This window comes from Streptomyces sp. NPDC096132 (genome assembly GCF_044763345.1).
GTDB lineage: Bacteria > Actinomycetota > Actinomycetes > Streptomycetales > Streptomycetaceae > Streptomyces.
The window spans coordinates 1-23,445 of sequence record NZ_JBIWGA010000034.1; the positions used below are offsets into that span (position 1 = coordinate 1).

At 70.5% G+C, this 23,445-nt stretch carries 21 protein-coding genes; 16 read left to right on the forward strand and 5 right to left on the reverse strand.

The genetic code is table 11. The features are described from left to right. Positions 1-103 precede the first annotated feature (103 nt). The 9 genes from ACIRF9_RS45035 (at position 104) to ACIRF9_RS45075 (ending at position 8,038) form a co-directional block, all read left to right on the forward strand. Complete coding sequence (locus tag ACIRF9_RS45035) at positions 104-748, forward strand: HAD family hydrolase (RefSeq protein ID WP_403835198.1); 645 nt, start codon at positions 104-106, stop codon at positions 746-748. 79 nt (positions 749-827) lie between these two features. Further along, positions 828-1,598: a VC0807 family protein gene (locus tag ACIRF9_RS45040; RefSeq protein WP_403835200.1), complete on the forward strand. Its 771-nt coding sequence runs from the start codon at positions 828-830 to the stop codon at positions 1,596-1,598. Between the two features lie 66 nt (positions 1,599-1,664). After that, positions 1,665-2,900: an MFS transporter gene (locus tag ACIRF9_RS45045; RefSeq protein WP_403835203.1), complete on the forward strand. Its 1,236-nt coding sequence runs from the start codon at positions 1,665-1,667 to the stop codon at positions 2,898-2,900. Then, on the forward strand, positions 2,851-4,023 hold the full coding sequence (locus ACIRF9_RS45050) for an acetoin utilization protein AcuC (protein ID WP_403835205.1): 1,173 nt from the start codon (positions 2,851-2,853) through the stop codon (positions 4,021-4,023). The genes ACIRF9_RS45045 and ACIRF9_RS45050 overlap by 50 nt, the downstream gene beginning before the upstream one ends. 131 nt (positions 4,024-4,154) lie before the next feature. Continuing rightward, positions 4,155-4,979: a phosphatase gene (locus ACIRF9_RS45055; RefSeq protein WP_403835399.1), complete on the forward strand. Its 825-nt coding sequence runs from the start codon at positions 4,155-4,157 to the stop codon at positions 4,977-4,979. Positions 4,980-5,108: 129 nt separating this feature from the next. After that, entirely contained in the window at positions 5,109-5,321 is a 213-nt protein-coding gene (locus ACIRF9_RS45060; RefSeq protein ID WP_004984898.1) for a helix-turn-helix domain-containing protein, read from the forward strand. A 167-nt stretch (positions 5,322-5,488) separates the two neighbouring features. After that, entirely contained in the window at positions 5,489-5,587 is a 99-nt protein-coding gene (locus tag ACIRF9_RS45065) for a 30S ribosomal protein bS22 (RefSeq protein WP_003948845.1), read from the forward strand. A 295-nt stretch (positions 5,588-5,882) separates the two neighbouring features. Beyond that, a complete protein-coding gene (locus ACIRF9_RS45070; RefSeq protein WP_403835208.1) occupies positions 5,883-6,965 on the forward strand; it encodes an NAD-dependent epimerase/dehydratase family protein in 1,083 nt (360 codons plus the stop codon). A 14-nt stretch (positions 6,966-6,979) separates the two neighbouring features. Next, entirely contained in the window at positions 6,980-8,038 is a 1,059-nt protein-coding gene (locus tag ACIRF9_RS45075) for a lysophospholipid acyltransferase family protein (protein WP_403835210.1), read from the forward strand. Positions 8,039-8,121: 83 nt separating this feature from the next. On the opposite strand, the gene ACIRF9_RS45080 is transcribed toward ACIRF9_RS45075, so the two are convergent. The 3 genes from ACIRF9_RS45080 to ACIRF9_RS45090 all read right to left on the reverse strand — a co-directional run bounded on the left by ACIRF9_RS45080 (position 8,122) and on the right by ACIRF9_RS45090 (position 11,653). Further along, a complete protein-coding gene (locus ACIRF9_RS45080) occupies positions 8,122-9,348 on the reverse strand; it encodes a DUF5667 domain-containing protein (RefSeq protein ID WP_403835212.1) in 1,227 nt (408 codons plus the stop codon). 251 nt (positions 9,349-9,599) lie between these two features. Further along, on the reverse strand, positions 9,600-10,388 hold the full coding sequence (locus ACIRF9_RS45085; protein ID WP_403835213.1) for an ECF subfamily RNA polymerase sigma factor, BldN family: 789 nt from the start codon (positions 10,386-10,388) through the stop codon (positions 9,600-9,602). 332 nt (positions 10,389-10,720) lie between these two features. Then, positions 10,721-11,653, reverse strand: coding sequence for an HAD family hydrolase (locus tag ACIRF9_RS45090; protein ID WP_403835216.1), 933 nt, complete (start codon positions 11,651-11,653; stop codon positions 10,721-10,723). 103 nt (positions 11,654-11,756) lie between these two features. Here ACIRF9_RS45090 and ACIRF9_RS45095 point away from each other — a divergent pair, with 103 nt between their 5' ends. The 5 genes from ACIRF9_RS45095 to ACIRF9_RS45115 all read left to right on the forward strand — a co-directional run bounded on the left by ACIRF9_RS45095 (position 11,757) and on the right by ACIRF9_RS45115 (position 17,411). Continuing rightward, positions 11,757-12,032 carry a glutaredoxin family protein gene (locus tag ACIRF9_RS45095; protein ID WP_403835218.1) on the forward strand — a complete coding sequence of 92 codons (276 nt, stop codon included), beginning with the start codon at positions 11,757-11,759 and terminating at the stop codon, positions 12,030-12,032. Between the two features lie 246 nt (positions 12,033-12,278). Further along, entirely contained in the window at positions 12,279-13,049 is a 771-nt protein-coding gene (locus ACIRF9_RS45100; RefSeq protein ID WP_403835221.1) for a redox-sensing transcriptional repressor Rex, read from the forward strand. Further along, positions 13,046-14,740: a glutamyl-tRNA reductase gene (locus ACIRF9_RS45105; protein ID WP_403835223.1), complete on the forward strand. Its 1,695-nt coding sequence runs from the start codon at positions 13,046-13,048 to the stop codon at positions 14,738-14,740. Before ACIRF9_RS45100 ends, ACIRF9_RS45105 begins: the two co-directional genes overlap by 4 nt. A gap of 5 nt (positions 14,741-14,745) precedes the next feature. After that, positions 14,746-15,705 carry a hydroxymethylbilane synthase gene (hemC, locus tag ACIRF9_RS45110; protein WP_403835225.1) on the forward strand — a complete coding sequence of 320 codons (960 nt, stop codon included), beginning with the start codon at positions 14,746-14,748 and terminating at the stop codon, positions 15,703-15,705. Continuing rightward, on the forward strand, positions 15,702-17,411 hold the full coding sequence (locus ACIRF9_RS45115; RefSeq protein ID WP_403835227.1) for a uroporphyrinogen-III synthase: 1,710 nt from the start codon (positions 15,702-15,704) through the stop codon (positions 17,409-17,411). The genes hemC and ACIRF9_RS45115 overlap by 4 nt, the downstream gene beginning before the upstream one ends. Before the next feature lie 64 nt (positions 17,412-17,475). On the opposite strand, the gene ACIRF9_RS45120 is transcribed toward ACIRF9_RS45115, so the two are convergent. Further along, a complete protein-coding gene (locus tag ACIRF9_RS45120; protein ID WP_403835230.1) occupies positions 17,476-19,773 on the reverse strand; it encodes an N-acetylmuramoyl-L-alanine amidase in 2,298 nt (765 codons plus the stop codon). A 219-nt stretch (positions 19,774-19,992) separates the two neighbouring features. On the opposite strand from ACIRF9_RS45120, the gene hemB reads away from it, so the two are divergent. Then, a complete protein-coding gene (gene hemB, locus ACIRF9_RS45125; protein WP_403835233.1) occupies positions 19,993-20,985 on the forward strand; it encodes a porphobilinogen synthase in 993 nt (330 codons plus the stop codon). A gap of 447 nt (positions 20,986-21,432) precedes the next feature. Beyond that, on the forward strand, positions 21,433-22,626 hold the full coding sequence (locus ACIRF9_RS45130) for a PLP-dependent aminotransferase family protein (protein WP_403835235.1): 1,194 nt from the start codon (positions 21,433-21,435) through the stop codon (positions 22,624-22,626). Between the two features lie 15 nt (positions 22,627-22,641). Here ACIRF9_RS45130 and ACIRF9_RS45135 read toward each other — a convergent pair whose 3' ends face one another. After that, entirely contained in the window at positions 22,642-23,427 is a 786-nt protein-coding gene (locus ACIRF9_RS45135) for a DUF4253 domain-containing protein (RefSeq protein WP_403835238.1), read from the reverse strand. Positions 23,428-23,445 lie beyond the last annotated feature (18 nt).

The window sequence follows — 23,445 nt, forward strand, 5'->3', positions numbered from 1 at the left end:
TGCAGGGGGGACCCTGTGGGAGAGTAGGACACCGCCGAACAATCATTCCGGGAAACCCCCGCACCGTCTGGTGCGGGGGTTTTCTGCGTTTAGGGTCTATGGCATGCGCTACGAATTGGTGATCTTCGACAACGACGGTGTCCTCGTGGACAGTGAGCCCATCTCCAACCGGCTGCTGGCCGCCTATCTCACCGAGCTCGGTCACCCCACTTCCTATGAGGACTCCATCCGGGACTACATGGGGTCCGCCATGCATCGGATCCACGACCTGGTGTACGAGCGGACGGGGGAGCGGCTGCCGGCCGAGTTCGACGACGTCTTCCATCAGCGGGTGTTCGCGGTGTTCGAGCGGGACCTGGAGGCCGTGGCCGGGGTCGTGGACGTACTCGGGAAGCTGGCTGCGGACGAGGTGCCGTACTGCGTGGCTTCGTCGGGGAGTCATGAGCGGATCCGGGTGGGGCATCGGACGACGGGGCTGGACCGGTGGTTCGACGAGGGGCGGATCTTCAGTTCGCAGGACGTGGGGAAGGGGAAGCCGGCACCGGATCTCTTCCTGCACGCCGCCGAGCGGATGGGGGTCGTGCCAGAGCGATGTGTCGTCGTCGAGGACTCTCCGTTGGGGGTGCAGGCGGCCGTCGCGGCCGGGATGGACGTGTTGGGGTTCACCGCGATGACGCCTGCGGCCAAGCTTGCCGGTGCCACTCAACTGTTCTCAGACATGAGCGAGTTGGCCGGTCTGCTAGCCTGACCGCCCTGACATTTGTCATGCGAAGCTGCTGACGATCGTTTCTACTGGAGGACCCCTCCCGGCGGCGAAGCTTGGGGGCATGACGACGAACCAGCACGAGACGCAGCAGGACAGGAAGAACGCCTTCGCCCCGCTCATCGTGGATGTGGCGGTGCCGCTCGGGTCGTACTACGTGTTCAAGGACGCGTTCGGGATGAGCACCTTCGCGGCGCTCGCCTGGAGCAGTGTGGTGCCGGCCGTGCGGACCGTGTGGAGTCTGGTCAAGGAGCGCAGGACCAACGGGCTCGCCGGGCTCATCCTCGTGGTGAACGTGGTCGGGTTGCTGCTGAGCTTCGTCTCCGGTGACCCGCGGCTGATGCTCGCCAAGGACGGCGGGGTCAGCAGCGCGATCGCGATAGGGATCCTGGTCTCCGTGGCGCTGGGGAAGCCGATGATGACCGCCGGGCTCAAGCCGTTCCTGGTGAAGGGTGACGCGGCCAGGGAGGCAGCCTGGGAGCGGCTGATAGGCGGCCGGGCGAAGGGTTCCGTGGCCTTCCTGCGGGCTGAGCGGGCCTTCTCGGTCGTCTGGGGTGTGGCGTTGCTCGCCGAGTGCGTCCTGCGGGTCGTGGGGGCGTACACGGTGCCGGTGGACACGATGGTGTGGCTCGGGTCCGTGGTGATGGTGGTGGCGATCGGCGTCGGGGTCGTGGTCAGCGGTGGGCTTGCCGCCGAGCCGATGGCGCGGATGATATCGGCCGAGGTGGCGGCCGGTGTCGGGGCCCAGGGCGAGGCGCGAGGCGAGACTCAGGGGCAGACCCGGGTGGTGGTCGAGGGGCACGGTGCTGTGGCCCTGGCCGCCGCCGGGCGATAAAGCTGAGGAAAATTCATCTTTGGCTGGATCTACCCACGAGTACGCCGGGGCCCTACGCTCGCCGCCATGACAGAAGTGCTGCGGCGCGGTAGGGCCTCGTTGGCGTTCAGCTTCTTTGCCCAGGGGGCCGCGTTCGCGCTGCTCGTGACCCGGATTCCGGCGATCCAGGACCGGTACGGCGTCTCGGATGCGCTGCTGCCGGTCTTCCTGGCGGCGGTGCCCGTGCTGGCCGGGGTCGGGAGTGTGACGACCGAGCAGCTGGTGAAGCGGATAGCGGCCAGCCGGGTGTTGCGCTGGTCCCAGCCGGTGGTGCTGCTGTCGCTGGTCGGGGTGGGGGCGGGCGACTCGATGGCCGTGCTGGGGGTCGCCATGGCGGTCTTCGGGCTTGCTGTCGGGGCGCTGGACGCCTCGATGAACATGCTCGGGGTGAGTCTGCAGCGGACGTACGGGCGCAGCATCATGCTGAGCTTCCATGCCGCGTACAGCCTGGGCGGGATCCTGGGGGCCTCGCTGGCATGGGTGGGGGCGCACTGGCATCTCGCGCTGTGGGTGTCGTATCTGCCGGTGGTGGCGGTGTTGCTGCCGGCGGCTCTGGTGGCGAGCCGGTGGTACGTCGACGGGGGAGGCAAGGAGGACGGTGCGGGGGACGGCGGCGGGGCCGTGGTGGAGGCAGGGCACGGTGGGGGCGTTGTTTTCAAGGTGCTTCTGCCTTTGTGCCTGGTGATGTCCTTCGCCTATATCGGGGACTCGACCGTCTCCAACTGGAGTGCGAAGTATCTGCAGGACGTGCTGGGGAGTTCGGAGCAGCTGGCGACGGTCCCGTACAACGTGTACATGGTGACCACGCTGGTCGGGCGGGCCATCGGGGACTTCGGGGTGCGGCGGTTCGGGGCGGCGGCCGTGGTGCGGCTGGGGGCGCTGGTGGCGGCCGTGGGGTTCGCGGTGGTGGCGGTGGCGCCGGGTGCGTGGGTGGGGATGGGCGGGTTCACGCTGGTGGGGCTCGGGCTGTGCGTGCTGGTGCCGCAGACCTTCGCCGCGGCGGGGCGGTTGTTTCCGGGGGCGTCGGATGCGGCCATCGCTCGGCTGAACGTCTTCAACTACGTCGGATTCCTGGTGGGGTCGCCGTTGGTGGGGGCGTTGGGGGACGCGTGGAGCTATCGGGGGGCCATGGTGGTGCCGATGGTGTTGGTGCTGGTGACGTTGGTGTATGCCAGGTCGTTCGCCGCTCAACCGGACGTATACGGTGGCGGGCATGAGCGGCCGCGCACAGCTGATGTGGGACGAGGCAGTAACGGGCTATGACTTCGGTCCGGACCATCCGATGGATCCGGTCCGGCTGGAGTTGACCCGGAGGTTGGTGGGTGCCCTGGGGCTCGACCGGGAGGTGGCGGTCGTAGGGGCGAAGCCGGCTGGGGAGTCGACGTTGCGGCTGGTGCACCGGGAGGACTACGTCGAGGCCGTGAAGGTGGCTTCGGCGGATCCTGCGGCGGCGGACGCGGGGTATGGGCTGGGGACCATGGACGATCCGGCGTTCTCGGGGATGCATGAGGTGTCGTCGGTCATCGCCGGGCTGTCCGTGGGGGCGGCGGAGGCGGTGTGGCGGGGGGATGCGCTGCATGCGGTGAACTTCGCGGGTGGGCTGCATCATGCGATGCCCGGGGGTGCGTCGGGGTTCTGTATCTACAACGACGCGTCGTTGGCCATTGCCCGGTTGTTGGAGTTGGGGGCCGAGCGGGTCGCTTATGTGGATGTGGACGTGCATCACGGGGATGGGGTGCAGGCCGCGTTCTGGGAGGATCCGCGGGTGCTGACGATCTCGTTGCACGAGCATCCTCGTACGTTGTTTCCGCAGACGGGGTGGCCGGAGGAGACGGGGGCCGGGGCGGGGGAGGGGGCGTCGGTGAATGTGGCGTTGCCGGCGGGGACCGGGGATGCGGGGTGGTTGCGGGCGTTTCACGCGGTGGTGCCGGAGTTGATCGCTGATTTTCGGCCGGATGTGCTGGTGACTCAGCATGGGGCCGATACGCACTTCGAGGACCCGTTGGCTCATCTGGCGGTGTCGTTGGATGCGCAGCGGGCGGTGCAGGTGGCGTGTCATGAGCTGGCGCATGAGTACGCCGGGGGGAAGTGGGTCGCGTTGGGTGGGGGTGGATACGCGGTGGTGGATGTGGTGCCGCGGTCCTGGGCGCATCTGGTGGGGATCGTGGCGGGGAGGGAGGTGGCGCCGGAGACGGTGATTCCGGAGAGCTGGCGGCAGGATGTGTTCGCTCGTACGCGGCAGTTGGCGCCGGTGCGGATGACGGATGGGCGGTGGCCTGTGGAGTGGGCCGGGTGGGAGGCGGGGTACGACCCTGCGGATCGGTTGGATCAGGCTGTGCTGGCTACTCGGCGGGCTGTGTTTCCGTTGCGGGGGCTGTTGGCTTAGCGCCGGGGAGTTTGCCCCGGACCCCGGCGGGCTCCCCGCCGTCCCCACAGCGCATCCCCCGTCCAGTCCTTTACGCCAACCGTGCCCAGTTCACCCCGTTCTCCTGGCCAGGCTCGGATGTGTCCGTCAGCATCGCTGGGGTGGTGAGTGATGGTGGGATTCGGGGTTATGTCGTGGGGGCGGGGTTGGCGGGGGTGGTGGGGACGTCGCGGGAGGTGAGTTTGCGGAGTTATCGGTTGTTCGCTGCTCGGGATCCTCGGGTGTTGATCGGGATTGATCCCGAAGGGGACTGGGGGGAGCGGGAGTTGGTGGCGTTGATGGCCGAGCGATGTGGGGTTTCGGCCGATCCTCGGTGTGTTTCCGGGCAGGATGTGATTGATCCTGAGCGGACCGTCGCCGCGCTGGATGCCTTCGGTGAGCGGGTGGGGGCGGTTGCCCAGCGTGGTGGGGCCGTGTTGCTGGGGACCGGGCATCCGCATCGGCTGCTCGGGTTCTACGCCGGGCTTGCGGACGCTTTGTCGGCGGTGGGATGTACTGTCCTCACCCTCGCGCAGGGTCGCTGTGTCGACATAACGACCCGGTTCGGTCTACGCACGGGCGAGATTGACTACGTACGAGGGGTTGGGGTTGTTCGGGGGAAAAGCGGTGAACGCGCCGGTTGTGCGACCCCCCTGCACAGTCACTCGCCGCTGCCGGTTCGGATGGCGCTGGCGGCGGCCGCCGAGGAGGGCCGGCCGTTGCCGGATCTTGTGATCGGGGATCATGGATGGGTCTGCGGGGCAGGTCAGCTGGGGTTTGAGGCCGTTGGGCTCGCGGATACCGATGACCCTGCACTGTTCGTGGGGGAGGCGGAGGGGGTCGTGTCCGTCGTCGTTCCACTTGATGACGGTGTGCGGTCCGATTACTACCTGCCGCTGACCCGCTACGTACTCAATCGAGCGTGTCTGTCACAGTAGGCCTGCGATGGGTGCACCTCTTCCCCACTCGCATCACACGCCCCTACATTGGGGAGTGAGCACGCAACGACGAAGAGTCACCGGAAGGGGAAGCCGGTGGCCGTCGAGTGCGGAAGGTTCAGGTGTGTCATGGCTGCAGCTGGCGAAAGGCCTCTGAACGAGGTTCAGTTCCTTACCGTGGCGGAAGTCGCCTCGGTGATGCGAGTGTCGAAGATGACCGTGTACCGGCTGGTGCACAGCGGTCATCTGCCCGCGATCCGGGTGGGGCGGTCCTTCCGCGTCCCCGAGCAAGCGGTGCACGAGTACCTCCGCGAGAGTTATGTGGGGGTGGAAACCGCCTGACGGACGGCCGCCGGAGGGGTTCGGCTACAGCTGTACAGGGCACCTTCGGACCCCTCCGGCGCCCTCGATTACGACCTCAGCGCTCGGGCGGGTAGGCTGGCCCCTCGTAGGTCGTATGGGCCCATGGCGCCCAAACACCGAGTGATGAGAAGTGAGCGAGGGTAGTCGTGGGCTCTGTTATCAAGAAGCGGCGCAAGCGGATGGCCAAGAAGAAGCACCGCAAGCTGCTCAAGCGCACGCGCGTTCAGCGTCGTAACAAGAAGTAAGGCCTGACCTTAGTTCTTCGCGGGACGCGAGCCGCGGAAGCGTGGTGTGGCCCCCCGGCCGGTTTCTCCGGTGGGGGGCCACACGCATGTCCGGGTGGTGTGCGGTGGGCTGAATGCCGTGCGTATGTCTGGACGAGCACCCTGGCTGATCTGGTCGTATGACCGACGGTTCTCGTCACTTCGTGCATCCGGTGGTCATCACAGCGCAACATCGACCCGATAGGTTGGCCCGCACACGGGGAACGCGGCAGGGTACGAGCTGTGCATCAGTGCGGACGAGAGGAAGGCGCTGGTCTTGGGGAAGGTCGTGCTCGTGACCGGAGTGGCCCGTCAGCTGGGGGGCCGGTTCGTACGACGGATTCAGCGTGACCCGGACGTCGAGCGGGTCGTCGGGGTGGATGCCGTGCGGCCCGAGCACCATCTGGGCGGTGCCGAGTTCGTCCAGGCCGACATCCGGCAGCCCACCATCGCGCGGGTGCTGGCCGAGACCGGCGCCGACACGGTCGTACACCTGGATGTGACGGCCACCGCGCTGGGCAGCGGCAGCCGGACCACGGTCAAGGAGACCAACGTCATCGGGACCATGCAGCTGCTCGGCGCCTGTCAGAAGTCGCCCAGTGTGAAGCGGCTGGTGGTGAAGTCCAGCACCAATGTGTACGGGTCCGCTCCTCGTGATCCCGCCGTTTTCACCGAGACGACCTCCGCCAAGTCGTTGCCCAGTGGCGGGTTCGCCAAGGACACCGTCGAGGTGGAGGGATATGTGCGCGGGTTCGCACGGCGGCGGCCCGATGTCGCGGTGTGCGTGCTGCGGTTCGCGAACATCCTCGGGCCGACGGCGGAGACTCCGCTCGCCTCGTACTTCGCGTTGCCCGTGCTGCCCACCGTGTTCGGGTACGACCCTCGGCTGCAGTTCGTCCACGAGGACGACGTGATCGAGGTGCTGCGGATCGCCTCGCACGAGCCGGAGCGGGGCACGCTCAACAGTGGCACCTTCAACATCGCCGGGGACGGGGTGCTGCTGTTGTCGCAGTGCTCGCGGCGGCTCGGGCGGCCCACCGTGCCGCTGCTGCTGCCGGCCGTCACCTGGGCGGGGTCGCTGGTGCGGACGCTGGGGATGACGGACTTCTCGCCCGAGCAGATCCGGCTGCTGACCCATGGGCGGGTCGTGTCGACCACGCAGATGCGCGAGACGCTCGGGTTCAGTCCGAAGTACACGACGGCCGAGGCCTTCGCGGACTTCGCGCGCAGCCAGGGGCCCGGGCTGCTGCCCCCCGAGGCCGTGGCGGGGGCCGTCGACCGGATCGCCGCGCTGCCTCTCGCCCGAAGCGGGCACTCCGCGGATTCCGCGGCCCACCCCTCGACGCCGAGCGCCAACTGAGGAGCGCATCAACGATGGCGGACGCCAAGGTCATTCCGTTCGACGACGACCGGACCCGCGGGGGCGCCCTGGCGCGGCCCCCGCGGCGCCGGAGTGCGGGGAGTCGGCGCAAGAACGGCGAGTCGGCGCCGGTCCGTGAGATCGGCGGCGACGAGATCGGCGAGGTCCAGCCCCTGCCCACCAGGGCGATGGGGCAGGATGATGTTCACGTGACGACGGATGCGCGGGACGAGGGGGGCCTGGAGCGGCGTATCGCGGGCGGGCTGTCCTTCCTGCGGCGTCGGCTCACGGGCGACTACGAGGTCGACGACTTCGGCTACGACGAGGAGCTCACCGACCAGGTCCTGATGTCGCTGCTGCGGCCGGTGTACGAGAAGTACTTCCGGGTCGAGGTGAAGGGCGTCGAGAACATCCCGGCCGAGGGCGGGGCGCTGATCGTCGCCAACCACTCCGGCACGCTGCCGTTGGACGGCCTGATGATGCAGGTCGCCGTGCACGACCACCACGCCGCCAACCGTCATCTGCGGCTGCTCGCCGCCGACCTGGTCTTCGTGCTGCCCGTGGTGAACGAGCTGGCGCGCAAGCTCGGGCACACCCTCGCCTGCGCGGAGGACGCCGAGCGGCTCCTGGCGGCGGGGGAACTGGTCGGGGTGATGCCGGAGGGCTTCAAGGGCATCGGGAAGCCGTTCAGCGAGCGCTACAAGCTCCAGCGGTTCGGGCGGGGCGGCTTCGTCTCCACGGCGCTGCGCCAGGGCGCCCCGATCATTCCCTGCTCGATCGTCGGGGCGGAGGAGATCTACCCGATGATCGGCAACGCCAAGACCCTCGCTCGGGTCCTGGGCTTCCCGTACTTCCCGCTCACCCCGACCTTCCCCTGGCTCGGGCCGCTGGGTGCGATCCCGCTGCCCACCAAGTGGACGATCCAGTTCGGCGAGCCGATCCCGACGGACGGTTATCCGCCGGAGGCGGCGGAGGACCCGATGCTGATGTTCAACCTGACGGACCAGGTACGGGAGCAGATCCAGCACACGCTCTACAAACTGCTGGTGCAGCGGCGGTCGGTGTTCTTCTGACGGTTCTCGTCCGACGATTGACGGTTCTCGTACGACGATGGGGGCGCCCTTCCTGAGAAGGGCGCCCCCATCGGCTGTCGGTGCTAGTCCGCGTCCTCGCTGTCGATTCCCAGGCCCGGTAGGAGGCCGGGGAGGAGGGGTGGGATGGTGACGTCGGGGTCGGTGGAGGGGGTGGTGGACGGGGAGGTGGTGCTGGTGCCGTCGGGCTGGTCCAGGAGGCCGCCCGTGCTGCCGCCCAGGAGGCCGTCGTCGGTCGTGCCGGAGCCGGCCGATCTGCTGGGGCTGCTGCCCGTGCCCGTGCCGCCGCTCTGGGAGGTGTCGCCGGCGCTGGGGGTCGTCGAATGGCCCGTGCCGGTCGAGGTGTCGGTGGACGACGGGCCGGAGCCCTGTCTGCCGCCGCTGCCCTGGGCGGGGGGCCGGGGCAGCAGGGACTGGAGCGGGGCGACCTCTTCGTCTATGGCGTCGAAGACCGACGACACCTGCTGACTCACGTCGCCCAGTTGCACGGGGAGCTTCTCGCGCAGGGCGCCCCAGGCCTCGCGGTGCGAGCGCGAGAAGGCCTCCAGGGCCTGGATGGGGCCCAGGGAGTCCGGGTCGCGCTCGTAGGCCTCGTGGAGCAGGCGGTGGCCCTCGGAGGCGTCGTGCTGCATACCACTCAGGGCGCGGCGGACCTCGCCGAGGGACTCGTGGTCGAGGTGGCCGCCGCGGCCGCGCTCCATGAGGCGGCGGGCCTCGCTGAGGCGGGTGGAGGCCTGGTCGAGATAGCTCCGTCCGCGCTCGTCGTCGCCGTCGGCCAGGTAGTTGAGCTTGAAGTCCTCGATGCCGCGCTTGAGTCCGTAGAGCCCGTCACCGGGGAGGGCGTCCGAACTCGCGGCCGCTACTCCGCCGAAGGCCCCCGCGGCGACGCTCACGCTCAGGCCGCCCGCGGTGAGGCCCTTGGCGATCCGGCTGCGCGGCCGGAACTTTCCCAGCCCGGTCGCCCGGTGCGCTCCTCTGGCCCGGTGGGATCGCTGTTCCGGTACCGGGTCCGCCGCCTCGCCTCCCACGGTGCCCGCCTGCAGCATGGCCTCCATCGCGGCCACCAACTGGGCCCGCTGGACGACCTTGACCTCGGGGTCGAGCTCCGGTTTGGGCAGCTCGGCGAGACTCGTCGCGAGGGCCAGGAGGCGGCCCTGCTCGGTCTGGTCCGCAGCGGCCGGTGCCGGCGGCGATCCTTCGGTCTGCTCGGCCGCCGTGCCCTGGTCGGACTGCTCCCCCAGGGCCTGGGCGAAGGCGTTCGCCCGCCGGTGCGCCGATACGTTCGCGATCACTGGCGGCACCTCCTCTCGTCATGACGGTCGACTCCCCGGGGGTCTCGGGGGTTGCACGTCCCCCTTTGCTTTCCCTCGATCGAGTGATCGGGGTCGGCCGGGACGTGACCACAGGGAGCCTGTATCCCGCACAACGACGGGCGCGGCACTTGGGTTACGGACGGCGGATGATCGGATCGGGAAGGCAACGGACTTTCACTGAAAGTGAGTTGGAGATCGCCGACAGTGGGCCCGCTGGCCGGGTGGTGGGGTCAGCGGGCGTCTTCCGGCAGGAGGCGGGCGAGGGTGCGCACGGCGCGGTACTGGAGGGTCTTGATGGCGCCCTCGTTCTTGCCCATCACGCGCGCGGTCTCGGCGACGGACAGCCCCTGCAGGAAGCGGAGGGTCACGCACTCCTGCTGCTGGGGGTTGAGCCGGCGTACGGCGTCCAGCAGCGCGGCGTTGGAGAGGGACTCCAGGACGGAGTCCTCCGGGGAGCGCTCGACCTCGTTGGCGTCGAGCATCTCGCCGGTGGTCACCTCGAGCCGGAAGCGGCTCGACTTGAAGTGGTCGGCGACGAGGTTGCGGGCGATGGTGACGAGCCAGGCGCCGAAGTCGCGGCCCTGCCAGGTGAACGTGCCGATGCGGCGCAGGGCGCGCAGGAACGTCTCACTGGTGAGGTCCTCGGCGGTCGCCTTGCCGCCGACGCGGTAGTAGATGTAGCGGTAGACGGTGTCGCTGTACTGGTCGTACAGGCGCCCGAAGGCGTCGGCCTCGCCGGCCTGGGCGCGTTCGACGAGGTCCATCATCCGGGCGCTGTCGCTGTCGGCGGCAGGCCGGCGGGGGGCGGTGGTCGCGCCGCCGGTCGAGCGTCCTCTTCTGCCGACCGCGGCGCTGCCTTCCGCCAGTGCGTAGCACGGTCCCGCCGGAGCGGCGACCGTGGCGAAGGCGGGTACGGCGTACGCGGTGGGGACGAAGCCGCGCAACAGGTCCTGGACCGTAGCGACCGTTGCGCGCAGCGTAGCCAGGCCCGAGGTGTCAACCCCGACGTGTGGGTACACGGGACTCCCAGAGGCAGAGCTTCCATCACGTGCAGTGCGGGACCTTTCACCCGTCGTAGCGACAGGGGGGTACCGGTTTGCGTCTGAGGAGAATAACGCTTTGTGCTGGCGCTGCTACACCGAGTTGCTCAAAACTTCGATTACGTCGCTTCTGTTACCTATTGGCGTTCGATCGGGATGCGCAGGGTGAGCGGGTGTTGATCGGAAAGGTTCGAGTTTTGGGTCGGTCCGGGGTGTGTTGTGGCTGTGCGCGGACAACGCGAATAGACGGCCGTCCCGGGGGGTACGACCGTCTGTTTGGTGCGGGCCGTGGTGGGCCGGGCGGGGGCCGGTTACCGGCGCCGACGATGCAGTGCGATGGCCGCCGCGGTTCCGCCGGCCACCGCGCCGACCCCGGCCGCCGCCGGGATGCCGACCTTCGCCGCCTTGCGGCCCGTGCGGTAGTCGCGCAGGCGCCAGTCCAGGCCGCGGGCGTGCTTGCGCAGCTTCGCGTCCGGGTTGATGGCGTAGGGGTGGCCGACGAGGGAGAGCATCGGGATGTCGTTGTGGGAGTCGCTGTAGGCGGCGCAGCGGGAGAGGTCCAGGCCCTCCGCGGCGGCCAGGGCGCGTACCGCCTCCGCCTTGGCGGGGCCGTGCAGCGGCTCGCCGACGAGCTTGCCCGTGTAGACGCCGTCGACCGACTCCGCGACCGTGCCGAGCGCGCCGGTGAGGCCGAGGCGGCGGGCGATCACCTGGGCGATCTCCACCGGGGCGGCTGTGACCAACCACACCTTCTGGCCCGCGTCCAGATGGGCCTGGGCGAGGGCCCGGGTGCCCGGCCAGATGCGCTCGGCCATGTACTCGTCGTAGATCTCCTCGCCGATCGACATCAGCTCGGCGACCCGGTGGCCCTTCACGATGGACAGCGCCGAGTCGCGGGCGTCCTGCATGTGCTCGGGGTCCTCGAGGCCGGCCATCCGGAACCACGCCTGCTGCCAGGCGAACCGGACCAGGTCCCGGGTCTCGAAGAACTTGCGTTTGTACAGGCCACGACCGAAGTGGAACAGGGAGGCGCCCTGCATCACGGTGTTGTCCAGGTCGAAGAAGGCGGCGGCCAGCACATCGCCGTGCACCGGGAACTGTGGTTCGGCCCCTTCTTCTTCCGGGACCGTGTGCTGTTCTTCCTGCGTGGACTTGCGGGCAGCCTCAGCCGAGGCCTCGCCAGCCAACACGCTCCGCGCCGTGGCGGAGCGCCTACGGGGGGTGAGCCATCCGAGAGCGGCCATGGCGTGAGCATAGCCATTTTGTTCGGTGGTTCCGGAGCCGTGAGGTTCGAAGGGTGTGAACTCTCCACGACCGCGCCGTTAAAGAGGCGCGAGAATGACCCGTATGAGTCCCCTCTTTCGACGGAAGGGGCCGGCCGCGCAGGACCGGCTCGTGACGCTCATCGGGAAGCCCGACTGCCATCTGTGCGAGGACGCGGAGGCGGTCGTCGCGAAGGTCTGCGGCGAACTCGGCGTGCCCTGGGAGCAGAAGGACATCACCCAGGACCGGGCGCTCCACGACGAGTACTGGGAGCAGATCCCCGTCGTCCTCGTGGACGGGAGGCAGCACACCTTCTGGCGGGTCGACGAGGTTCGCCTCCGCAAGGAACTGACCAACTAGTACAAGACACGCCGGGTGTCGCTTAGGATCGATGGCGCTTTGGTCTCGGGGGCGGGATTCACGAGGAGTGTGTCGGTTTTGCCCCCAGGGATGTCCCTAGGAGCGACGCGCGTGACCCCGGTCACGTTGGCCGGGCAAATCGGACACCATCTTTGTGCACGCGTTCACAAAGACATAGCCTGCTGTCGACGGGGCGGTCTGGGTACGTGTGACCGCCTGCAGCCCCGCTCTACCCGCAGGAGCACCGTGGCAACTGGCCGAACTCACCGACCGGCGACCCGTAGCCGAGGGATTCCCGAGGCCACCGTCGCCAGGCTTCCGCTGTACCTCCGCGCGCTGACCGCGCTGTCGGAGCGCTCGGTACCCACGGTCTCCTCCGAGGAACTGGCCGCGGCGGCGGGGGTCAACTCCGCCAAGCTGCGCAAGGACTTCTCCTACCTGGGCTCCTACGGAACGCGCGGTGTCGGCTACGACGTCGAGTATCTCGTCTACCAGATCTCCCGTGAGCTGGGGCTCACCCAGGACTGGCCCGTCGTCATCGTCGGCATCGGAAACCTGGGCGCCGCGCTCGCCAACTACGGCGGGTTCGCCTCCCGCGGCTTCCGGGTCGCCGCGCTCATCGACGCCGACCCCGCGATGGCCGGAAAGCCCGTCGCCGGGATCCCCGTCCAGCACACGGACGACCTCGAGAAGATCATCACGGACAACGGCGTGTCGATCGGTGTCATCGCCACTCCCGCCGGTGCCGCCCAGCAGGTCTGCGACCGGCTCGTGGCCGCCGGGGTCACCTCCATCCTGAACTTCGCGCCGACCGTGCTGTCCGTGCCGGACGGCGTCGACGTGCGCAAGGTCGACCTCTCCATCGAGCTGCAGATCCTCGCCTTCCACGAGCAGCGCAAGGCGGGCGAGGAGGCGGCGCTGCCCGACGGCGCCGGGCCGGCCCCCCTGAGCCGCGACGAATCCCACGACACCGACCAGGGGCCCGACGGGGACGTACCCGCCGTGATGCCGGCATGAGTCTCCTCGTCGTCGGACTGAGCCATCGCAGCGCACCGGTGAGCGTCCTGGAGCGGGCCTCCCTCTCCACGGACGCCCAGCTCAAGCTGCTCCAGGACACGGTCGCCGCCGAACCGGCCGCCGAGGCCGCCGTCCTCGCCACCTGCAACCGCATCGAGCTCTACGCCGACGTGGACAAGTTCCACGCCGGCGTCGCCGAGCTGTCCACGCTGCTCGCCCAGCACAGCGGGGTCGGCCTGGAGGAGCTCACGCCCTATCTCTACGTCCACTACGAGGACCGTGCCGTCCACCATCTGTTCTCGGTGGCCTGCGGGCTCGATTCCATGGTCGTCGGCGAGGGGCAGATCCTCGGGCAGCTCAAGGACTCCCTTGCCAGGGCGCAGGAGCTGCACACCGCCGGCCGGCTGATGAACGACCTGTTCCAGCAGGGCCTGCGCGTCGGCAAGCGCGCCCACTCCGAGACCGGCATCGACCGCGCCGGGCAGTCCCTGGTCACCTTCGGCCTGGAGCAGCTCGCCGCCGGCGGTGACGTACAGGACTGGGCGCGGGGCAAGAAGGCGCTGGTCATCGGGGCCGGCTCGATGTCCTCGCTGGCCGCCGCGACCCTCGCGCGCGCCGGTGTCGCCGAGATCGTCGTCGCCAACCGCACCTTCGACCGCGCCGAGCGGCTCGCACAGATCCTCACCGAGGACGGGGGCACGGACGTCCTGGCCCGCGCGGTCCCGATGGAATCGGTGCCGGCCGAGCTGACACGTGCCGACGTCGCCGTCTCCTGTACGGGGGCGACGGGACTCGTCCTCACGGCGGAGGCCGTCGCCACGGCGGTCGAGGGCCGTACGGGCGCGCCGGTCGCCTTCACCGAGTACGAGGTACGGCCGCTGCCGCCCACCTCCGTCGGCACCGAGGACGGCTGCCCGCTGGACCTGACCGCCGTGCAGCAGCAGCCCGGCTTCTCCGTGATGGGGGAGGCCGCCGTGGCCGGCATGGACGCGGCCACCCTGGAGCAGCACGCGGCCTGGGTCGACAACGCGAGCGTGGACCGCCGTACGGCCGGCCGGCGCAGCCCCGAGGCCGACGCCGAGCTGATCACCGCGCTCGCCGCGACCGCCGCCACCGTCGGCCGCATCCCCGAGCGCCGCAGGCCCGAGCCCGTCGCCGCCCCCGTACGGCCCGAGCCGGTGCTGTTCCTGCTGGACCTGGCGATGCCGCGGGACATCGACGCGGCCGCGCACCGGCTGGCCGGGGTGCGGCTGGTGGACATCGAGTCCCTGGCGGAGGCCTCCGCCGACGCCCCGATGGCCACCGACGTGGACCAGGTGCGGCGGATCGTCTCCGACGAGGTCGCCGCGTTCGGCGCCGCCCAGCGGGCCGCGCACATCACGCCGACCGTGGTCGCGCTGCGGTCGATGGCCGCCGATGTCGTCGCGAACGAGATCGCCCGCCTCGAAGGGCGGCTGCCCGGCCTCGACGACAAGCACCGCGCCGAGATCACCCAGACCGTGAAGCGCGTCGTCGACAAGCTGTTGCACGCGCCGACCGTCAGGGTCAAGCAGCTCGCGGCCGAGCCCGGCGGCGCCGGGTACGCGGACGCGCTGCGGACCCTGTTCGACCTCGACCAGGAGGCGGTGGCCGCCGTGTCCCGGGCCGAGGACAGCACCGAGAAGAACGCAGAGAACCGAGGGCCGGCATGAGCGGCATGAGTACAAGGGCACTGAGGCTGGGGACCAGGCGGAGCAAGCTCGCCATGGCCCAGTCCGGGCAGGTCGCGGACGCCGTGCGCCAGGTGACCGGACGCCCGGTCGAACTCGTTGAGATCACCACCTACGGCGATGTCTCCCGCGAGCACCTCGCGCAGATCGGCGGCACCGGTGTGTTCGTCACGGCCCTGCGGGACGCGCTGCTCAAGGGCGAGGTCGACTTCGCGGTTCACTCGCTGAAGGACCTGCCGACCACGCAGCCCGAGGACCTGGTCCTGGCCGCCGTACCGGTGCGCGAGGATCCGCGGGACGCGCTCGTCGCCCGGGACGCGCTGAAGTTCACCGACCTCCCGCGCGGGGCACGGATCGGGACCGGCTCGCCCCGTCGCATGGCCCAGCTCAACGCGTACGCGCGCAGCCACGGGCTCGACATAGAGACCGTCCCGATACGCGGCAACGTCGACACGCGGATCGGATACGTCCGCGACGGCGAGCTGGACGCGGTGGTGCTGGCCGCGGCCGGCCTGCACCGCATCGGCCGCATCGACGAGGTCACCGACTTCCTGTCGATAGACACGGTTTTGCCCGCTCCCGGCCAGGGGGCACTGGCGATCGAATGCGCCGCGGACAACGCGGAGCTGATCGCCGGGCTCGGCGCGCTCGACGACCCGTACACCCGGGTCGCCGTGACCGCCGAACGGTCCCTGCTCGCCGCCCTGGAGGCCGGCTGCAGCGCCCCTGTGGGCGCGCTGGCCGACCTTCTGGCCGACGGGCAGATTGTCAAGGAAATGCGCCTGCGGGGCGTCGTCGGCACGACCGACGGTTCCCGCATGGTGCAGCTGTCCACCACCGGTCCCGTGCCCGAGACGCATGACCAGGCAATGACGCTCGGTCGCGAACTCGCCGCCGAGATGCTTGCCCAGGGCGCGGCCGGTCTGATGGGGGAGCGAGCACAGTGAGCCCCACCGCCCTTCCTGCCGCCGCCGGTCCTGAGCACGGGCACGTCACCTTTCTGGGTGCCGGACCCGGGGATCCGGGACTGCTGACTCTGCGCGCCGTGGAGGCGCTGGCGAACGCGGACGTCCTCGTCGCCGAGCACGAGGTGCTCGACGTCGTACGGACGCACGCGCGGCCCGGCGTCGCCGTCGTGAACGCGGAAACCGGTCCTTCGTCGGACCCGCTTCCGGGCACGGGCACGCCTGTACCCACGCTTGTTGACGGCACGTCAACAAGCGTTGAGGTACCCGCTGTGCGGGATGCCTCACATCTTGTCATGGAGGCCGCGCGGGGTGGCAGGCGGGTCGTCCGTGCGGTGTCCGGGGACCCGGGACTGGATACGTACGCGGCGGAGGAAATGCTCGCCTGCGCCGCCGCCGGGGTGCCGTTCGAGGTGGTCCCGGGCGTCGCGGCCGTCGTGGGCGTGCCCGCGTACGCCGGTGTGCCGCTGCGGGACGCGCAGGGCGCGGACGTCCGGTTCGTGGACGCGCGGACGGCCTCGGACCGCTGCTGGACCGAGGTGGGCGCCTCCGACGGGACCGTCGTGGTGTCGACGACCCTCGACTCGGTCGCGGCGGCCGCCGGTGAGCTGGTGTCGGCGGGCCGCAAGCCCGACACCCCGATGACGGTCACGGTCGCCGGTACGACGACCCGTCAGCGGACCTGGACGGCGACCCTCGGCACCATCGCGCAGACGCTGAAGCAGGCGAAGGTGCTGCCCTCGCCGGACGGCGGCCGCCCGGTGATAGCCGTGGTCGGCGAGCGTTCCGCACCCGCCCAGCGCGACCAGCTGGCGTGGTTCGAGTCCAAGCCGCTGTTCGGCTGGAGGGTCCTCGTGCCGCGTACGAAGGAGCAGGCGGCGTCGCTCTCCGACCAGCTGCGGTCGTACGGGGCCGTGCCGCACGAGGTGCCGACGATCGCCGTCGAGCCGCCGCGCACGCCCCAGCAGATGGAGCGGGCGGTCAAGGGGCTCGTGACGGGCCGTTACGAGTGGATCGCCTTCACCTCCGTCAACGCCGTCAAGGCGGTGCGGGAGAAGTTCGAGGAGTACGGGCTCGACGCCCGGGCCTTCGCGGGCATCAAGGTGGCCGCGGTGGGCGAGCAGACCGCCAAGGCGCTGATCGCGTTCGGTGTGAAGCCGGACCTGGTGCCGAGCGGGGAGCAGTCCGCGGCCGGGCTGCTGGAGGACTGGCCGCCGTACGACCCGGTGTTCGACCCGATCGACCGGGTGTTCCTGCCGCGTGCCGACATCGCCACGGAGACCCTGGTCGCCGGGCTGATCGAGCTCGGCTGGGAGGTCGACGACGTCACGGCCTACCGGACCGTGCGGGCCTCGCCGCCGCCGGCGGAGACCCGGGAGGCGATCAAGGGCGGCGGCTTCGACGCCGTTCTCTTCACGTCGTCCTCCACCGTGCGCAACCTGGTGGGCATCGCCGGGAAGCCGCACAACGTGACGGTGATCGCCTGTATCGGTCCGGCGACGGCCAAGACGGCCGAGGAGCACGGGCTGCGGGTGGACGTGATGGCTCCGGAGCCGTCCGTGCACAAGCTCGCCGAGGCCCTCGCCGACTTCGGGCTGCGGCGGCGGGCCGCGGCGCTGGAGGCCGGGGACCCGGTGACGCGGCCGAGCGAGCGGCGGCCGGGGTCGCGGCGGCGCCGAGCCACCTGAGCCCACAACGGCCGATGGCCTCACGATCACAGATGATCGTGAGGCCATCGGCCGTTGTACGGGACTACTTGATGTACACCAGACCGTCCGTGGTGATGGTCGGGCGTCCGCTGGTGCCCACGACGACGATCTTGACCGTGTGCTTGGCGCTGCTCGACCAGGTCTTCGTCCAGATCGCCTGGCGGTACAGCGTGGTGGAGGACTTCAGGTCGACGGTCGCGACCTTCGTGCCGTCGACGTAGACGTACGCCTGGCCGGAGGTGGTGGCGCGGGAGACCACCCAGGAGGCGGAGCGGCCGGTGAAGGTCCAGGTCAGGCTGGCGCCCTTGGAGCCGCTGGAGTAGGACTTGCCGCCGAGGTAGCTGGTCGAGGAACGGCTGGTCCAGCTGCCCGACTTGGTGGCGGAGGTCTCCTGCAGCAGCACGGGGGTGAACGCGGCCGACGCGGTGCGGTAGTTGCCGGCGTAGTCGTAGGCCCGCATCGACCAGGTGGTCGCGGTGCCCGGCTTGGCCGTGCGGCTGGAGCTGGTGACGGTCGGGCCGAAGGTCGCGGTGGTGGGCGCCAGCAGCTTCACCGAGCTCAGGGCCTTGTCGTCGGTGGCCTTCCAGCCCAGGGTGACCGGGACGGCGGTGGTGCTGACCGTGCCGGTGCGCAGGGAGAGCTTGGGCGCGGTGGTGAAGGTCGGTGCCGTCGTCTCGGCCACGACGTTCAACGCGGCGGTCGTGGCCGTCTTGCCGGACTGGTGCACCGCCCGTACGGCGACCGTGTGGCTGCCCAGCGGGAGGGTGGCCTTCGCGGACGTGGCGGTGCCGGCGGCGGTGGCCGCGGTCTTGCCGTCGACCAGCAGCTCGAACTTCGAGATCAGCGAACCGGGCGTGGTCGTCGTCCAGTTCACGGTGACGGCGCCCTTGGTGTAGTAGGTCGAGCCCGACAGGGTCGCGCCGCCGGCCACCGAGGTGACCTTCAGGCCCTGCACCGGGCCGGCCGCCCAGGCGCGGACCTTCGGCAGCTGGTCGTACAGGAGGCCGCCGGGGCACTGCGTGTTGTAGCCGTCGCGGTGACCGGAGATCCGGTTGAAGGTGTACAGGCTGCCCGAGGTGAAGCTCTTGCCGAAGAAGTTCGTCTGGGTCGCGCCCGCGGTGAGCTGCACGGTCCCGGACGGGTCGGCGTGGTACTGGCCGAGCTTCCAGGCGGCGAGGCGGGCGATGGAGGTCAGCGCGGCGTCGGTGGCGGTCGTCTGGGTGTAGTCACCGATGACGGCGACGGCCGCGGACTCGCGGTTCCAGCCGTACGTGTGGGCGCCGAGCACCGGCAGGGCGACACCGCCCTTGCGGCCCTCGTAGAGCGTGCCGCACTTGTCGACCAGGAAGTTGTAGCCGATGTCCTTCCAGCCGCTGACCTGCACGTGGTACGCGTAGATGCTGCGGATGATCGACGGCGTCTGGTCGCAGGTGTAGTCGTTGGTGCCGTCCGTGTGGTGCACGAACATCACCTTGACGTCGTGGTTGTACTCCGGCGCGTCGGGGCTGATCGACTCGTCGGCGCCCCAGTCCGCGCGCGAGCGGATCGGCGGCTCGGGCACGGTGGACGGCGGCGCGGTGGGCGTGGACGCGGTGGCGGACGGGCTCGTGGTCGGGGTCGCGGTGCCCGTGGAGGCGCTCGCGGTGACCTCGGGCGTGGTGTCCGTCGGCGAGGCGGAGACGGTGTCGGTGGGCTCGGCGGTCGTCGTGTCGGCCGGCGAGGCCGTGTCCGTGACCGTGTCCGTGGCCGTGTCCGTGGGCTCACCGGCCGAGGCGGACGGGTCGGCCGTCGCGGAGTCCGTCGCGCCGGGGCTCGGGTCCAGGACGAAGCCGGCGGGCTCGGGGGTGCCGGTGCTCGTTTCGGCGTCGGTCACCACCCCGGGGTCGACCAGGTCGACCCGCAGTCCCTTGGGCAGCGCGGCGGTGGTGCCGTTCTTGCGGACGACCTGCACTTGGACGCCGTCGGACGGGCCGACCCAGGCCGGCTCGGACGCGCCGCGCACCTTCGGGCCCGGCTTGTCCAGCGGGTCGACGTCCAGCTCCAGCTCGTGCCAGGCGCTCCACTCCCCGGTGGCGATGCTGCGGGTGCGCACCTGCGCGGTGCCGGGGAGCCGCTTGGCGCCGCCGGTCCAGGTGACGCCGAGCAGCGAGAACTCCTCGGTGTCCGTGCGCGGCAGGTCCTGGCGGTCGGCCGAGGTGCCCTTCAGCGCGAGGTCGTAGACCTTCACCGGCCGCTTGGGCCGGGTGCCCTGGTCGCCGGGCTGGTCGGCGACGGCGTACGTCACCACGCCCCCGCTTCCCAGCAGCACCGCGCCCAGCGTCAGCCAGGCTCTTCTGCGCATGCTCAGCGGCTTGTACGCGCGTGTCCCACCCCGGCGTCCACGTCGACTCACGACGAAACCCCACCCCTATGTCGCATAAACGGTCATCGAGAGCACAGCTGTTCAACAGTTGGCCCATACACAGAGCGCAGGGTGGTCGGAAAGCGTCACACCCCGGTCCGTGGAGGGTCCGACTCGGCGTCGGTAAAGGCGGGGCCGGGACGGGCGTAGCGTGGACGCATGACGACGTACGGATCCTTCCCCGGTGCGCGGCCGCGGCGGCTGCGGACCACCCCCGTCATGCGGCGCATGGTCGCCGAGACACGGCTGCACCCGGCCGACTTCATCCTGCCCGCGTTCGTGCGGGAGGGCGTGAGCGAGCCGGTGCCGATCCAGGCCATGCCCGGGGTCGTGCAGCACACGCGGGACAGCCTGAAGAAGGCCGCGCTGGAGGCCGTGGAGGCAGGGGTCTCCGGGATCATGCTGTTCGGTGTGCCGGAGGAGTCGAAGAAGGACGCGCTGGGGACGCCGGGGACCGACCCGGACGGGATCCTCCAGGTCGCCATCCGGGACGTGCGCACCGAGGTCGGGGACGACCTGCTCGTCATGTCCGACCTGTGCCTGGACGAGACGACCGACCACGGGCACTGCGGAGTGCTGGACGAGCAGGGGCGCGTGGACAACGACGCGACCCTGGAGCGGTACGCCGAGATGGCGCAGGTGCAGGCCGACGCCGGGGCGCACGTGGTGGGGCCCAGCGGGATGATGGACGGGCAGATCGGGGTCGTCCGTGACGCGCTCGACCAGATCGGGCGGGAGGACGTCGCGATCCTCGCCTACACCGCGAAGTACTCGTCCGCGTTCTACGGGCCCTTCCGGGAGGCCGTGGGGTCCTCGCTGAAGGGCGACCGGAAGACCTACCAACAGGATCCGGCGAACCTGCGCGAGTCGATGCGGGAGCTGGCGCTGGACCTGGAGGAGGGCGCCGACATGGTGATGGTCAAGCCGGCCGGTCCCTACCTCGACATCCTGGCGCGGGTCGCGGACGCGGTGGACGTGCCGGTGGCGGCCTATCAGATCTCCGGTGAGTACTCGATGATCGAGGCCGCCGCGGAGAAGGGGTGGGTCGACCGGGATCGGGCGATCTTCGAGACGCTGACGGGGATCAAGCGGGCCGGGGCGCGGAACATTCTCACCTATTGGGCCACTGAGGCGGCGTTGAAGCTTCGGTAGTGCCGGGGCAGGTTGTCGGGTTGGTGCGGCGCCGTTGTGGCTTGTCGCGCCCCGCGGCGGAGCCGCATGTCGACAGGGCCCCGCGCCCCTGAGGTGTGCTGCCCTACCGCGGCCGGTTTCGCTCCGGTGCTGGAGGGGCCCTCGTCTCTCAGACCCTGGCCGTCGTTGCAGGCGGTCAGGGTCAGGGCCGCCGTCGCGGTGAGGGTCGCGGCGAGGAGGCGGATGCGGAGGGGAGTGGGGCGTGTGGGCATGGGGCAAGCCTGAGTCGTAGCGCCCCGGCCCTCCACACCTGACGGGCAACTCGGGACGCCGGTCCGGTCCCATGCCGTCTGACCTGGGCGAACGGTGTCCTTCTGGGACGGGATGTGGGACGCGGTCGGGGCCTCGACGCCGTCCACATGTCAGAAACCCAGGTGTAGACGGCATGTATCTCTCTAGGGTGCGGGCATGACTCTCGCACCCGCCTCACCACCGGCCCTCGCCGCCCGTGCCCGGTCGACCGGGGGCTCTCCCGTCCGGGACATCCTCGCCGTCACCGCCCGCCCCGAGATGATCAACTTCGCGGGCGGGCTGCCCGCCCCGGAACTCTTCGACCGGGACGGCGTGGCCGAGGCCTTCCGGTACGTCCTGGAGGAGGCCCCGGCGCAGGCCCTGCAATACGCCACCACCGAGGGCGAGCCCGAGCTGCGCGAGGCCCTCGCGGCGCGGACGTCGGCACGGGGGCTCGCGACCACCGCCGACGACCTCCTCGTCACCACCGGCAGCCAGCAGGCCCTCTCCCTCCTCGCCACGGCCCTCCTCGACCCCGGCGACACGGTCCTTGTCGAGTCCCCCTGCTACCTCGCCGCCCTCCAGGTCTTCACGCTGGCCGGGGCCCGGATCGTCGCCGTGCCGGGGGACGCGGAGGGACCCGACCCCGAGGCACTGGCCGAACTCGTGGTGCGGGAGCGGCCCAAGCTCCTCTACACCGTCCCCACCTTCCAGAACCCCACCGGCCGCACCCTCCCCGCCGGACGCCGCGCCGCGATCGCCTCCGTCGCCGCCCGCCACGGACTGTGGATCGTCGAGGACGACCCCTACGGCGAACTCCGCTACGACGGTGAGCGCGTCCCCTGGATCGCCGCCCACCCCGACGCCGTCGACCGTACGGTGCTGCTCGGCTCCTTCTCCAAGGTCATGGCGCCGGGCCTGCGGCTGGGCTGGCTGCGCGGGCCCGCCGAACTGCGCCGCGCCTGTGTCGTCGCCAAGCAGGCGGCCGACCTGCACACACCGACGGTCAACCAGCTGGCTGCGGCCCGCTATCTGGCCGTCAACGACCTCGACGCGCATGTGGCGAAGGTGGCCGCCGTCTACCGCGAGCGGCGCGACGCCATGCTGGCGGGACTGGGCGAGGCCCTGCCGGACGGCTCGGTCTGGAACCGGCCCGAGGGCGGCATGTTCCTCTGGGCCCGGCTGCCGGAGTCGTACGACACGACCGCCCTCCTGCCGCAGGTGGTCCGGCACGACGTGGCGTACGTCCCCGGCGCACCCTTCTACGCCGGCGAGCCCGACCGCTCCACCCTGCGGCTCTGCTTCGTGACCCAGACACCGGAGGAGATCGGGGAGGGGCTGCGCAGGCTGGGGAAGGGACTCAGGGGCTGACGGACCAGCCGGGCTCTAGTCCCACCAGAACGACCAGATGTGCTCTCCGACGAGCTGATCGGCGTAGGACTCCGGCGATCCCGGGCCCTGCGTGATGTTGTCCGGGCAGAACGCGAAGTGTTCCGCGGCCACCGCCCGCGCCTCCTCCACCGTGGTCGGCGGGGCGGCGACGGACAGCACCAGGACGTCGAAGCCGAGCCCCACGACCCGTATGCCGAAGCGGTCCTCCCAGGAGCGCAGGACCGCCGACAGACGGGCGGTGTCGCCCTCGTAGTTGGCCGGGCCGCTCCAGCCGACGGCCGTGGGCACGTCCGCGCTGCGGCGGGCCGGGACGAGCGCGAGATGGGGCGTGCGGAACCAGGACGGCGCCTCGCTCGTCAGCAGGTCGGCGATCTGCGCGGCCCGGGTGTCCGGGTCGGAGGTGAGCGCCGGGCTCGCGGCCGGTCCGGGCCACTCCTCGCCCTCCGCCGCCACCTGGGACCAGTACTCCGCGAGGACCTCCTCGGGGTCATGGTCCCCCGGGTAGGACACCTCCCCCGGCATCAGCTCCCACTCGTCCGGACCGCCCTGCGACCCGCCCAGGTCGACGAGGACCGGCACCAGCCCCGCCCGCCCCGAACGCGCGCCCAGCGCGGCCCAGTTGCCCGGCGCGGCCGGCCGCTCCGCATGCCACAGCAGCGGCTCGTGCCACGGCCCCTCGTCGGTCGCGTCGATCAGCCGCCCCGGCGGCAGTTGAAGCCCCAGCGAACGGCCGCTCGGGTCGGAGGCCAGCTTGGGCAGCGGATTGGGAAGAGTCGCCATGCCGGTGACTGTAGGGGC

What these genes read in the sequence shown, in the direction of transcription:
- ACIRF9_RS45130 (WP_403835235.1), top strand. Translation starts at nt 21,433, where the DNA reads ATGACTCTCGCACCCGCCTCACCACCGGCCCTCGCCGCCCGTGCCCGG.
- ACIRF9_RS45035 (WP_403835198.1), top strand. Translation starts at nt 104, where the DNA reads ATGCGCTACGAATTGGTGATCTTCGACAACGACGGTGTCCTCGTGGAC.
- hemC (WP_403835225.1), top strand. Translation starts at nt 14,746, where the DNA reads ATGAGTACAAGGGCACTGAGGCTGGGGACCAGGCGGAGCAAGCTCGCC.
- ACIRF9_RS45135 (WP_403835238.1), bottom strand. Translation starts at nt 23,427, where the DNA reads ATGGCGACTCTTCCCAATCCGCTGCCCAAGCTGGCCTCCGACCCGAGC.
- ACIRF9_RS45095 (WP_403835218.1), top strand. Translation starts at nt 11,757, where the DNA reads ATGAGTCCCCTCTTTCGACGGAAGGGGCCGGCCGCGCAGGACCGGCTC.
- ACIRF9_RS45040 (WP_403835200.1), top strand. Translation starts at nt 828, where the DNA reads ATGACGACGAACCAGCACGAGACGCAGCAGGACAGGAAGAACGCCTTC.
- ACIRF9_RS45050 (WP_403835205.1), top strand. Translation starts at nt 2,851, where the DNA reads ATGAGCGGCCGCGCACAGCTGATGTGGGACGAGGCAGTAACGGGCTAT.
- ACIRF9_RS45090 (WP_403835216.1), bottom strand. Translation starts at nt 11,653, where the DNA reads ATGGCCGCTCTCGGATGGCTCACCCCCCGTAGGCGCTCCGCCACGGCG.
- ACIRF9_RS45120 (WP_403835230.1), bottom strand. Translation starts at nt 19,773, where the DNA reads ATGCGCAGAAGAGCCTGGCTGACGCTGGGCGCGGTGCTGCTGGGAAGC.
- ACIRF9_RS45105 (WP_403835223.1), top strand. Translation starts at nt 13,046, where the DNA reads ATGAGTCTCCTCGTCGTCGGACTGAGCCATCGCAGCGCACCGGTGAGC.
- ACIRF9_RS45075 (WP_403835210.1), top strand. Translation starts at nt 6,980, where the DNA reads ATGGCGGACGCCAAGGTCATTCCGTTCGACGACGACCGGACCCGCGGG.
- ACIRF9_RS45045 (WP_403835203.1), top strand. Translation starts at nt 1,665, where the DNA reads ATGACAGAAGTGCTGCGGCGCGGTAGGGCCTCGTTGGCGTTCAGCTTC.
- hemB (WP_403835233.1), top strand. Translation starts at nt 19,993, where the DNA reads ATGACGACGTACGGATCCTTCCCCGGTGCGCGGCCGCGGCGGCTGCGG.
- ACIRF9_RS45060 (WP_004984898.1), top strand. Translation starts at nt 5,109, where the DNA reads ATGGCTGCAGCTGGCGAAAGGCCTCTGAACGAGGTTCAGTTCCTTACC.